This is a genomic window from Micromonospora sp. WMMA1949, from assembly GCF_027460145.1.
Classification (GTDB): Bacteria; Actinomycetota; Actinomycetes; order Mycobacteriales; family Micromonosporaceae; genus Micromonospora.
Genome location: NZ_JAPZBG010000001.1, coordinates 2367531 through 2380073 on the forward strand (window position 1 = coordinate 2367531; position 12543 = coordinate 2380073).

Annotated in this window: 9 protein-coding genes; 3 read left to right on the forward strand and 6 right to left on the reverse strand. The window is 74.0% G+C overall.

All coding sequences use genetic code 11. The features are described from left to right. Window positions 1–153 precede the first annotated feature (153 nt). Complete coding sequence (locus O7607_RS11070; RefSeq protein ID WP_269702926.1) at window positions 154–2214, forward strand: SpoIIE family protein phosphatase; 2061 nt, start codon at window positions 154–156, stop codon at window positions 2212–2214. 526 nt (window positions 2215–2740) lie between these two features. Here the strand turns inward: O7607_RS11070 and O7607_RS11075 are convergent. Next, the gene (locus tag O7607_RS11075) at window positions 2741–4267 is read right to left on the reverse strand and encodes an FAD-binding oxidoreductase (protein ID WP_269702928.1); all 1527 of its coding nucleotides are present in this window, start codon (window positions 4265–4267) and stop codon (window positions 2741–2743) included. Window positions 4268–4367: 100 nt separating this feature from the next. Here O7607_RS11075 and O7607_RS11080 point away from each other — a divergent pair, with 100 nt between their 5' ends. Beyond that, entirely contained in the window at window positions 4368–6464 is a 2097-nt protein-coding gene (locus O7607_RS11080) for a S9 family peptidase (RefSeq protein WP_269702930.1), read from the forward strand. 35 nt (window positions 6465–6499) lie between these two features. Here the strand turns inward: O7607_RS11080 and O7607_RS11085 are convergent, their stop codons facing one another. From O7607_RS11085 to O7607_RS11100, 4 genes are all read right to left on the reverse strand, one after another. After that, complete coding sequence (locus O7607_RS11085) at window positions 6500–8011, reverse strand: FtsX-like permease family protein (protein ID WP_269702932.1); 1512 nt, start codon at window positions 8009–8011, stop codon at window positions 6500–6502. Continuing rightward, complete coding sequence (locus tag O7607_RS11090) at window positions 8008–8709, reverse strand: ABC transporter ATP-binding protein (RefSeq protein ID WP_269702934.1); 702 nt, start codon at window positions 8707–8709, stop codon at window positions 8008–8010. Before O7607_RS11090 ends, O7607_RS11085 begins: the two co-directional genes overlap by 4 nt. Beyond that, entirely contained in the window at window positions 8706–9242 is a 537-nt protein-coding gene (locus tag O7607_RS11095; protein ID WP_269702936.1) for a PadR family transcriptional regulator, read from the reverse strand. Before O7607_RS11095 ends, O7607_RS11090 begins: the two co-directional genes overlap by 4 nt. A gap of 69 nt (window positions 9243–9311) precedes the next feature. Further along, window positions 9312–9878 carry a TIGR03086 family metal-binding protein gene (locus tag O7607_RS11100; RefSeq protein ID WP_269702938.1) on the reverse strand — a complete coding sequence of 189 codons (567 nt, stop codon included), beginning with the start codon at window positions 9876–9878 and terminating at the stop codon, window positions 9312–9314. Window positions 9879–9909: 31 nt separating this feature from the next. Between O7607_RS11100 and O7607_RS11105 the strand changes: the two genes are divergently transcribed. Beyond that, a complete protein-coding gene (locus O7607_RS11105) occupies window positions 9910–10698 on the forward strand; it encodes a helix-turn-helix domain-containing protein (protein WP_269702940.1) in 789 nt (262 codons plus the stop codon). Window positions 10699–11002: 304 nt separating this feature from the next. Here O7607_RS11105 and O7607_RS11110 read toward each other — a convergent pair whose 3' ends face one another. Next, entirely contained in the window at window positions 11003–12541 is a 1539-nt protein-coding gene (locus O7607_RS11110) for a SpoIIE family protein phosphatase (protein ID WP_269702942.1), read from the reverse strand. Between the last annotated feature and the right edge of the window lie 2 nt (window positions 12542–12543).

Consider the following 12543-nt stretch of genomic DNA (forward strand, 5'->3'; position numbering starts at 1 on the left):
GGGCTCGTGCGGTCACACGGGCCATCCCATCATTGTGCCGCGCGATCCGTCGAGGTCACCGCGTGTGATCGCGCGTCACGTGCGGTATCGACCCGGGTGGTGGGTTCCCCGGGACGCTTGGCACCCGGGGCAGGCGCGGTGGAGGATACGAAGGTGTCAGCGGAGGCAGGGCCGGCCAGCGGCGGCGCGGACGAGCGCGTCCGCCGGGTCCGCCTCCCCGCCGACCGCCGCACCCCCGCGGCGGCCCGCGCGCTGGTCCGCACCATGCTCCTCGAAGCGCGGCTGCCCGAACTGCTGAACGAGGCGCTGCTGCTCACCACCGAGCTGACCACGAACGCCGTCGAGCACGCGCGCACCGAACTGGACATCGAGGTCGACACCGACCGCGACGGCCTCACCGTGACCGTCACCGACTTCGCCTCCGGCCCGGTGGACGAGCTGATCGTGGGCGTGCGCAACACCACGTCCGACATCACCGAGGTCGCCGCCAGAGGGCGCGGGCTGCTGCTCGTCGACCACTTCTCCAGCCGGTGGGGCACCACGTACCTGCCCACCGGCAAGGGCGTCTGGTTCCGCCTCGACCGGCCCGGTCCGGGTGGGTCCGCCCGGCCGTCGGCCGGCCCGCTGCGGGTCGTCGAACCGGAACGGGCCGGCGACGGTACGCCGAGCGCCACGGCCATGAGCGACCTGATGCAGCTCACCCCGGACGCGTACGCCGACGAGCCGCTGCCCGAGTTCGCGGTCGGGCTGCTGACCCGGGTCGCCGAGATGGTGGGCGCCGCCGGTGGCACCGTCCGGCTCGACCGGGGCGACGGACTCGGCACCCAGGTCTTCGCCCGGTACGGCCGGCCGCCACGCGAGGGCAACGAGCTGCTGCGCGTCCCGCTCGCCGTGCACCGGCCGTACGCCGGTGAGCTGGAGCTGGACGCGGCGCCCTCGGCGTACGCCCGGCCGCTGGCCGTACTGGCCGCCGAGCGGCTGTCGCTGCACCTGGAGAACGACCGGCTGCGCCGCGCCGACGTACGCCGGTCCACCTGGCTGACGTTCCTCGCCGAGGCCAGCGAACTGCTCGCCCAGTCGCTGGACGTCGAACTGACCATGGCGCTCGTCCCGCAGCTCGTGGTGCCCCGGCTCGGCCAGTGGTGCGCCGTGCACACCACAGACGAGTGGGGCCGCCTGCGCCTGGCCGCGTCGAGTCACGCCGACGAGGCGATGCTGCCGCAGCTGCACCGGATCCTCCAGGAGACCGGCCCGGACTCGATCCAGTCGCGGCTGCGCGAGGCGTCCCGCAACGCCGCCCAGGTGCCGCTCGGCGGGCCGATGGAGGGCTTCGCCGTACCGTTGATCGCCCGTGGCCAACGGCTCGGCACCCTCGCCGTGGGCCGGCACCAGCGGCACCGGCACGACCCGGACGAGGTCTCGGTGCTGGAGGACGTGGCCCGCCGCGCCGCCCTCGCCATCGAGAACGCCCGCATCCACGCCGAGCGCCGCCGGGTCGCCCAGACGCTCCAGCAGTCGCTGCTGCCGCCGGTGCTCCCGGTGGTCGAGGGCATCGGCTTCGCCGCCGAGTACGTCCCGACCGGCGACGACGCGGAGGTCGGCGGCGACTTCTACGACGTGCTCCCGCTGCCGGACGGCCGCTGGCTCGTGGTGGTCGGCGACGTGTCCGGCAAGGGCGTGCAGGCCGCCGCCGTGACCGGGCTGGTCCGGGACGTGATCCGGGTGCTCGTCGGCGACGGCAAACCGCTGCCCGAGGTGCTCGGCCGGCTCAACGAGACGCTCGTCGAACGTGGCGGCGGACGCTACTGCACGCTGGCGCTGGCGGCTGTCGCACCCGGCGACGGCGACCAGCTCGACGTCTCGCTGCACCTGGCCGGCCACGACCGCCCGGTGCTGCTGCACGGCGGTGGCGGCGCGACGTTCGTCGGGGCGGGCGGTACGGCGCTGGGCCTGCTCGACACGATCACCACACCGACCGCCGAGCTGACGCTCAAGCCCGGCGACGCGCTGATCTTCTACACCGACGGGGTCACCGAGCGGCGGCGCGGGCGGGAGCTGTTCGGCACCGAGCGGCTGCGCGAGTCGGCGGCGCCGCTGGCCGGGTACTCGGCCGACGTGGTGGCCGCACGGCTGCGCGCCGCCACCATCGCCTTCTCGGTCGAGCCCCCACGCGACGACATTGCCATCCTGGTCCTCCGAAACGACACCCCCTAGCCCTCCCGGTCCCCGCGCCCGGCCCCGGCCCCCGGGCGCCCGATCTCGGTTGATCATGAAGTTGGCCGCTCAATTCGCCCGATTCCTCCCCGCCAACTTCATGATCAACGCGCTCCGGCACGCCACGGACACCCCAGCCCGCCCGGCGTCGCGCTCCAGCCCGCCCTCGTCGCACTCCCGCCCGCCCATCAGCGGTGATCAAGGAGTTTGTGTTCTCTGGGGGCGCGAAATCTGACGCAAACTCCTTGATCACCGGGGCGAGGCAGGGCGCGCGGGACGGGGCGGGGCGTGGGGCGGGACGCGCGCGGGCGGTGCGCGGGGCGGGACGCGCGCCGGGGCGCGGGGTCGGACGCGCGCGGGAGGCGGGGTGGGACGCGGGGCGGCACCAGGGCTTGCGGGCCGGGGTGCGCAGACAGACGAGGGCGCCCGGCCCGGCGGGGCGCCCGGCGGGCACCGCCGTCGAGCAGGGCACCGGAACGGGTGCGGCCGGGCGTTGGCAGGCTGGCGCCGGGCCAGCGCGGGCTGGTCAGAGGCCGCCGGGGAGACGGCCGGGGGCCAGACGGTGGTGCGGGTCCAGGTGGGCCTTGGCGCTGCGCAGGCGCGGCAACGCGGGCAGCTCGCCCCAGAGGTCCACGGCACGGCGTACCGCCGCGGGCGCGGCCACCACCACGCACCGGCCCCGCCGGGCGATCAGCACGCTGCGGACGGCGGTGAGGATCGAGGCGACCCGCTCCGGCGGCAGCGCGCCGGACAGTGCGGCGTGGACGGTGCCCGAGCCGGCCGAGCCGCGTACCGGCACCGGGCCGCCGGTCGCGTCGCGCAACGCGTAGACGGCCGCGTGCAGGTCGCCTATCGGCACCTCGATACGTAGCGCCGTGTCGCCGGGCGCGAATGGGTATCGCCCCCACCATTCCGGCGCGTGGTGACTGACCATCGCCTCGGCACCGAGGACGGCGGTGAGCCGCTCGGCCCGCTCGGTCACGTCGGCCGGGCCGCCCTCCAGCAGCACCACCAGGCTGCCGGCAGCGGGTCGCCCGGTCACGGCCGGATGATCGGGGCGATTGATCACCGACGGGTGGGTCGGCGGAATGCGGCGCCGGGGCAGCGGTACCGGCACCGGCAGGTCCAGTTCGACGGCGGCCGGATCGACGCCCGCGGCCAGGACGGCCCGGACCAGGTCGTGCACCTCCAGTGGCGTCCACACCGGGCGGGACACCCAGAGCCGGCCGGCCGGGATGGCGTGCACCCGCATGGTGGCCGAGACCAGCACCCCGAGCCCGCCCTGCGAGCCGCAGAGCAGCCGGGCCACGTCCAGCCCGGGCAGGTCGCCGCGACCGAGGATCGCATCCCCGCCACCCGGAGCGTCGCCGAACGCACCACCGGCACCCCAGCCCGCGCCGCCCGCACCCCGCCCGGCAGCACCGCCACCATCGCCCGCCGGACCGCGCCCGCTCGCCTGGCCACCGCCGGCGCCCGGGGCGGCCCGGCCGAGCGCCTCCGTGCCGGACTCGCCGACGCTCACCAGCTCACCGTCGGCGTCGAGGTAGCGCACCCCGACGAGCTGGGCGCACGGGCTGCCGTGCCGATGGCGCAGCGGACCGGACTCGTCGGCGGCGAGCACCCCGCCGAGGGTCGCGCCCGGCGACGGCGCGTCGACAGGCAGCCGCCGGTTGGTACGCGCCAGCGTGGCCTGGACCGCGCGCAGTGGCGTACCGGCGCCGATCTCGGCCACCGCCGCGTCGCGCGGCTCGTGCCAGACCCCGGCGAGGCGGCCCGTGTCGAGCATGATGTCCACCTGTGCCGGAGCGGCACCCCAGTCGATCTTCGTGCCGGCGCCGCGGGGCACCACTGTCAGGTCGTACGCCGCGGCCAGCCGCAACACCTCCGCCGCGGCGTGCGGGCCACCCGGCACCGCCACCCATCGGGCGGTACGGCTGGCCACCTCGTCGGCCGGACCGGCGAAGCGGGCGAACGGTTCGCCGCAGATCGCGGCCAGCTTCCGGGTGATGTCGAGGGCTCCGAGTCGGTCGGTGGAACGTGCCGCATCCGCCATGGCGGTTATCGTACACATGTTCGAAGGACCTGGCGGCGAGTCGCGGGATTCGGGCGGCGGGCGCGCCCGGCGGCGGCCCGCCGACCGGTAACGTGGCGCCGTGACCGAAACCCCACCGCCCGTCGCCAAGCGCGTCCCGACCGAGCGCGTCCATCACGGTGACACTGTCCTCGACGAGTACGCCTGGCTCGCCGCCAAGGACGACCCGGACACGATCGCGTACCTGGACGCCGAGAACGCGTACACCGAGGCGCGCACCGCCCACCTGGCCGGGCTGCGCGCGGAGCTGTTCGAGGAGACGCGCCGGCGCACCCAGGAGACCGACCTGTCGGTGCCGACCCGCAAGGACGGCTACTGGTACTACACCCGCACGGTCGAGGGTCAGCAGTACGGCGTGCACTGCCGGCGCGCGGTCCGGCCGGGCGAGACGGCGCCCCCGGTCAGCGCGGACGGCGCCCCGCTCGACGGCGAGGAGGTGCTGCTCGACGGCAACCAGCTCGCCGAGGGGCACGACTTCTTCTCCCTCGGCGCGTTCGACGTCAGCCCGGACGGGCGCTGGCTGGCCTACTCCACCGACTTCTCCGGCGACGAGCGCTACACGCTGCGGATCAAGGATCTGAACACCGGCGAGTCACTGCCGGACGAGGTGCCGGACACGTTCTACGGCACGGCCTGGTCCAGCGACGCGTCCACGCTGTTCTACGTGACAGTGGACGAGGCGTGGCGGCCGAACCGGGTCTGGCGGCACACCGTCGGCACCGCGTCCACCGAGGACGTGGTGGTGTACCAGGAGGACGACGAGCGGTTCTGGGTCGGCGTCGAGCTGACCCGCTCCGAGCGCTTCGTGGTCATCGACATCCACAGCAAGATCACCAGCGAGGTCCGGGTGATCCCGGCCGCCAACCCGACCGGCGAGCCCGCCGTCGTGGCCCCGCGGCGTCAGGGCATCGAGTACGCGGTGGAGCACCACGGCCACCGTTTCCTGATCCTGCACAACGACGGCGCGGAGGACTTCGCGCTGGCGTACACCTCGGCGGACACGCCGGGCGACTGGGTGCCGCTGATCCCGCACACGCCGGGCACCCGGCTGGAGGCGGTCGACGCGTTCGAGAACCACCTCGTGGTGTCGCTGCGCACCAACGGCCTGACCGGTCTGCGGGTGCTGGCGGTGGGCAGCGACGACAGCTGGGACATCGACTTCCCCGAGCCGATCTACAGCGTCGGGCTGGACGCCAACCCGGAGTACCGGACGAACGAGGTGCGGCTGCGCTACACCTCGCTCGTCACCCCGGACTCGGTCTACGACTACGACCTGGTGACCCGCGAGCTGACGTTGCGCCGGCAGAAGCCGGTCCGTCCCGGGCCGGACGGGCGGGCCTACGACCCGGCCGACTACGAGCAGCACCGGGACTGGGCGCTGGCCGACGACGGCACCCGCGTACCGATCTCGCTCGTGTGCCGCCGCGGCACGCCGCGCGACGGTTCGGCGCCCGCCGTCATCTACGGCTACGGGTCGTACGAGGCGAGCATGGACCCGTGGTTCTCGATCGCCCGGCTGAGCCTGCTCGACCGCGGCGTGATCTTCGCGGTGGCGCACATCCGGGGTGGCGGTGAGCTGGGCCGGCGCTGGTACGACGAAGGCAAGATGCTGGCCAAGAAGAACACGTTCACCGACTTCGTGGCGTGCGCCCGGCACCTCGTGAAGGCGGGCTGGACGGCGAGCGACCGACTGGCCGCCCGGGGCGCCTCGGCCGGTGGCCTGCTCATGGGCGCGGTGGCGAACCTCGCCCCGGACGCGTTCACCGGGATCGTCGCGCAGGTGCCGTTCGTGGACGCGCTCACCTCGATCCTCGACCCGTCGCTGCCGCTGACAGTGACCGAGTGGGAGGAGTGGGGCAACCCGCTGGACGACCCCGAGGTCTACGCGTACATGAAGTCGTACACGCCGTACGAGAACGTGACCACCGTCAAGTACCCGGCGATCCTGGCGGTGACCAGCCTCAACGACACCCGCGTGCTCTACCACGAGCCGGCCAAGTGGATCGCCCGGCTGCGGTCGCTGGCGCCGGCCGGCGACTACCTGCTCAAGACCGAGATGGGCGCGGGCCACGGCGGTCCCAGCGGCCGGTACGACTCGTGGCGCGAGGAGGCGTTCGTCAACGCCTGGATCCTCGACCGCGTCGGTCTGGCCGTGTAAGGAAGGCTGCGCAGGGCTGCTCGGCCGCTGACCGTTCAGCCCGCGCGCAGTTCCTCCATCGAGGTCGCGGTGCGCAGGAACAGCAGGCCGGCCACGACCGTGCACAGCACCGCCGCCAACCCGCCGGCCGCGAGCCAGGCCAGCTGATCCCACGGTACGTCCGGCGGGATCGTCGTCTTCGGCACCCATTCGGTACTGGTGTACCGCGCCGCGGTGGCCGGGTCGCCGCACAGCTCCGTACCGGCGTCGCAGATCGTCCGCGTGAAGCCGCCACTGCTCGGTGCCGGCATCAGGCCCCGGATCAGCAGGTAGCCGACCGTCAGCGCGAGCCCGATCGCGGGTACGGCGGGTGCGAGCGCGGCCCAGAGCAGCGACCGGCCGATGGTGGCCCGTGGTACGCCGGTGGCCACCTGCGCCGCGTACGCCCGTCGCCGGCTCGTGATCCCCTCGACCACCGCCACGAGCAGCCCACCGCCGGCGATCGCCATCGCCACCACGACCGCGAGGTCGACCAGGTCCATCGCGCCGAGGTAGAAGCCCGGGTCGGCCATTCCGGATCCGGTGCGGCGGGTCAGCTCGGCCTCGGCCCGGAATTCGGCACGTAGCCCCGCGGCACCGGCGCCGAAGATCAGCGCGGCCAGCAACGCGGCGAAGGTTCGGCTGCCGGCCCACGGGTCGGCGGCGAGCCGGCGGGCGGCGAGCAGGGCGGCCGGGCCGCGTCCGTGCCGGTGCAGCAGCCGGCCGGTGTGGTACGAGATCCAGCCCGTACCCGACACGACGCCGATCATCGCGGTCAGCCCGCCGACGACGAGCAATGTCGGCACCAGCCAGTCGGGGGCCACGGCGCCACGCCGCTCGTACCAGAGCAGGAGCGGGCGGATCGCGGCGAAGATCGCCAGCGCGGCGAGGATGAGCACGCCCGGCCACGGCCAGGGCGCCCGGGTGCGGACCCGGCGCACGACGCCGAACGGGGTGGTGGTGACCCGCCGCAGCAGCAGCGCGCTGACCAGTGCGGCCACCAACGGCAGGCCGAGCACCACGGCGGCCACGGCGACCGGCGCCGGACGCACGTCGGTGGGCAGCGGCAGCCGCCCGTCGGCGTCGGGCCGGTGCAGCAGCCGGCACCCGGCCAGGAAGACGGCCAGGCCGACGAGGGTGCCGAGCAGGCTCGCCACGCCGGTCTCGGCGACAGCGAGCCGGGTGACCTGCCCGGGGGTGGCACCGGCCAGCCGGAGCGCGGCGAGCCGCCGGTCCCGGCCCGGCGCGCCGAGGCGGGCGCACTGCCCGGCCAGCCCCAGCACGGGTACGCAGAGCAGCAGCAACGCGAACGCCACGCCCGGGCGCAGGCCGGGTTCCCGCAGCAGCGCGTTCGTGTACTGGTCGGACTGCGTCCAGGCGTGGCCGGACGGTTTCACCACCGACAGCACTGTCAGCGCGGCCAGCCCGGCCAGCGTCGCCAGCGCGGCACTCAGCGCGGTGAGCACCACCCGGGCGACGTCGGTGCGGGTGCCGGCCAGCGCGAGCCGCAGCAGCGTGCCCGGCCTCACCGTGATCCGCCCGGCAGCGCCGGGTCGAGCCCGAGCCCGGTGTGGTCGACCATGCCGTCGCGCAGGCTCACCTCCCGGTCCGCGTACGCGGCGATGCGCGGCTCGTGCGTCACCAGCACGACTGTGGTGCGCTGCTCGCGGGCCAGCCGGACGAGTTGGGTGAGCACCTGCTCGCCGGCCAGCGTGTCGAGCGCGCCGGTCGGCTCGTCGGCGAAGATCACCCGCGGTTCGGTGACCAGGGCCCGGGACAGCGCGCACCGTTGCTGCTGCCCGCCGGACATCTCGCCGGGCCGGACGTCGGCGACGTCGGCCACACCGAGCCGGTCCAGCCAGGAGAGCGCCGCCGTCCGTGCCGCTCGCCGCCCCGTGCCGGCGAGCAACAACGGAAGGGCGACGTTCTCCGCCGCGGTCAGCTCGGCGACGAGCTGGCCGAACTGGAACAACACCCCGAATTCGGTACGGCGCAGCCGGGAGCGGGCCGCCTCCGGCCACGTGTCGATCCGTTCACCGCGCCAGGTGACCTGACCGGCGTCGGGACGCAGGATGCCTGCCAGGCAGTGCAGCAACGTGGACTTGCCGCATCCGCTCGGACCGGTGACCGCGAGGATCTCGCCTTCGGCCACGTCGAGCGTCACGCCACGCAGCGCGGGCGTGTGGCCGTACGCGCGGACCACGCCACGCGCTTGCAGGAACGTCACGAGTGCACCTCCCGGTGCCAGTCGACGACCCGGTCCAGGGTGGTGTGCAGCCACCGGAGATCGGCGTCGAGATGGACGATGGCGAAATCGGCGGCGATCACCTCGTCGAGGCGGGCACCGGGGGCGGTCTTGAGCGCTGTCAGCTCACGCAGCCGCTGCGTGTGCGCCCGGCGCTGGGCGATCAGGTAGTCGCGCGCCTGCCCGGCGTCGGCCACCAGGAGCGCGACGACCACCTTGGCGAACAGCGTGCTCGCCACGTACGGCATCGGTGGTTCGACGGTGCCCAGCCAGTGGTCGAGCGCCGCCCGCCCGTCGTCGGTGAGCGCGTAGGCGGTCCGGTCCGGGCCGCCGTCCCGCTCCTGACCGGCCGGCACGACCAGGCCGTCCCGCTGCAGGCGGGCCAGCGTCGCGTAGACCTGACCGAAGGCGAGCGGCCGGGCCCTGGGCAGTCGCTCGTCGTGCGCACGCTTCAGCTCGTAGCCGTGGCGTGGCCCGGCGGCGAGCAGCCCGAGCAGGACGTGCTGAGTGGACACTCCCTCACTATTCGCTGAATGAATAGTGCTGTCAAGAACGGCCCGCGCGGGACAACGCGGGCCGTTCGATCAGCGGGTCCAGGCCGGATCGCGACCGGCCCGGCCGAGCAGCGCGTCCATGCTGGCCGGTGCCGCGTCGGTGGGCACCGGCGGGCCGAACGCGCCCATCTTCTGGCCCATGTCGCCCATCCGGTCCATGAACTCGTGCCCCGCCGCCACCACGGCCGGGTCCACGCTCAGCTCCTGGCCGGTGGCCCGCGCCAGATCCCATCCGTGGATGGTGAGGTCGATCAGGGCCATCAACCCGACCGTCTCCTGCGGCAGCCCCATCCCGGGCGACACGCCCTCCAGCGCGGCCGGGTCGGACCACGCCTCGATGAGCCGGGTCGCCTCGGTCGCGAACCGGTCGCGCCAGCCGTCGGTCAGGTGGTCGGTCTTGCCGGACCAGTCGACCTCCTCCCGTCGGGCCATCGTCTGGAAGTTGACCACCACGTCGAACAGGTGACCGAGCAGGTCACGCACCGTGTAGTCGGGACAGGGCGTGGGCAGGCCGAGTTGATCGTCCGAAATTCCCCGCACCACCGCGGCCGTACGCGGCGTCGTGACGGCGAGCAGCTCACTAGTCTTCGTGCTCATAGGGGCAGCGTAGGAGGGTGGTATTGAAGAAATGCGACACGAACCGCGGCGCGACAACCGCGGCATCCTCGACCCGGTCCGGTTGCGCCGGCAGGTGCGGTTCCGGCGCCGGATGGCCGCCCCGGCGCTGCGTCAGTGGGTCGAGCACTACTGGTTGATCGACTGGGATCTGGACGAGCCGTTCGAGCAACGGGTGGTGCCGCACCCGACCGTGAACGTGGTGTTCCAGGCGCAGGACGGCGCGGCCGAGCACGGTGAGATCGCCGGCGTCGACACCGGCCTGTTCGCCGTCACGCTGCACGGCGTCGGCCGGGTCTCCGGTGTCCAGTTCCGCCCGGGCGGCTTCCGGCCGTTCTGGCGGCGCCCGGTCGCGGAGTTGACCGGACGGCACGTACCGATCCCCGACGGGCCGGTCTGCCCGGGCACCGACGACGAGCGCTGCGCGAGGCTGGACGACCTGCTGACCTCGTGGTCGCCGGTCGCGGATCCGCTCGCCGCGGAGGCCACCGCGCTGGTCGAGGAGATCCGCGCCGACCGGTCCGTGCTGCGGGTGGCCGACTTCGCCCGGCGGCACGCCGTCTCCACCCGCCGGCTCCAGCGCCTGTTCCTGGACCACGTCGGCGTCGGTCCGAAGTGGGTGATCCGCCGATACCGGCTCCAGGAGGCGATCGAACAGGCCGCCGCCGGGCCGCTCGACTGGTCGCGGGTCGCGGCCGATCTGGGGTACGCCGACCAGGCCCACCTGGTCCGTGAGTTCACCGCCGTCGCCGGGGTCTCGCCCGCGGCGTACGCCCGCTCGCTGGCGGCCCTGGGACAGTGACGCGGGTCCGGCCCTGCCGAGCGCGGGCCAACCTGACTCCGCAGTGACGCACGGTGACAGCCAGCCCGGGCGGCGGGCCTCGCCTCGCGCCGCCTTTGCTCTGCACCCACTGACGCAGCACACACGCACGGTGATGGTAGCTGCGCGACGCCGTCGACCATGGGCAACGGAAAGTGCCTGCTCAGCCGCCTGCTGCGCCGATGGCTGCAGAGCAAAGGCGGCAGCAAGCCCGCTCCCTCGCCCGGCGGCAGCGGTGACGCAGCGCGACAGGAACTTCAGCTACGGTACGTGACGGGAGCGCGCGTCAGCGGCGGCGGACCGCCACCACCGCCACGTCGTCCTGGATCTCCGGCGGCGCCAGCTCGACGAGCAGCCGCCGGCAGAACTCGTCCAGGTCGTCGTCCACCCGGGTGGCGGCCACGCCGAGCGCCGCCATGCCGTCGTCGATCGTGGCGTCCCGCCGTTCGATCAGCCCGTCGGTGTAGAGCACGAGCGTGGCCCCGGCGGGCAGCACGAACTCCAGGTCGGGCGGGCGCGGCGCGCGTACGCCGAGCAGCGGCGCGGACTGCGTCACGAACTCGACCCGCCCGTCCCGGCTCAGCAGTGCCGGCAGGTGCCCGGCGCTGGCCAGCCGGACCAGCCCGGTCGGCGGGTGGAGCAGCAGCACGCAGATGGTGGCCAGCTCGGTCGGCAGCAGGTTGCGCATCAGTTCGTTGACGCGGTCCAGGATCACGCCCGGCTGGTGTCCCTCGACCGCGTACGCGCGCACCGCGTGCCGCAGCTCGGCCATCACGGTGGCGGCGTGCAACGAGTGCCCGGCCACGTCGCCGATCGCCACCAGCAGGTGGCCGTCGAGCATCACCAGCTCGTAGAAGTCGCCGCCCACCTCGGTCTGCGCGCTCGCCGGCTCGTACCGGACGGCCAGGTCCAGGCCGTTCACGTCGGGGAGCCGCTGCGGCAGCAGGCTGCGCTGCAACGTCACCGCGATCCGGTGCTCCTCGTCGAAGGACCGCTGCGCCTCCACCGCCGAGGCGACCGCCTGGGCGAGTTGCACCAGCACCGGAGTACGAACGGTCTGGGTGGCGGTCGGCACCACCACGTAGAGCGGGGCCCGGTCCTCGCGCAGCCGGGAGGCGGCCACCGTGACGGTGTCGCCGTCCGGCCAGCCGGTCAGCGCCCAGTTGGCCGGTTCGTCGACGCGTACCCGGGTGCCGATCGGCACTCCGGTGTCGTCCACCACCCACGGCACGATGGTGGCCGGCGTGTGCGGGTCGACCGCCACCCCGGCCAGGCAGTCCCCGTCGAACGTCTCGGCGACCACCGCCGCGGGCGCCTTGAAGATCCGCGCCGCGCCGCTCGCGGCGGCCTCCAGCAGCCGGACGAAGTTCGGCGTCGCGTGCATCTCCACAGTGGCGTCGGCGAGTGCGGCGAGCCGTTCGGCGAGCTGCTCGGCCCGCCGCCGGGCCTGGTAGTAGCGCAGCACCGCGTGAGCGGTGGCGACCAGTTCCTCCGGCTCGATCGGCTCGGCCAGGTAGGCGTCCGCGCCCCGGGTGAGGCCCTGCGCCCGGTCCACCACGTCGACGGCGTGCGCGGAGACGTGGATGACCGGGATCGACTGGTTCTCCGCCTTGATCCGCTCGCACACCTCGAAACCGCTCATGTCGGGCAGCCGTACGTCGAGCACCACGAGGTCGATGTGTTCCCGGGCCACCCGCTCCAGTGCCGACGTGCCGTTCTCGGCCTCGACGGTGATGAAGCCGGCCCGGGTCAGCCAGTTGACCAGCAGGTATCGCTTGGGGCCGCTGTCGTCGACCACAAGCACGGTCACCGGCCCGCTGTCCACCG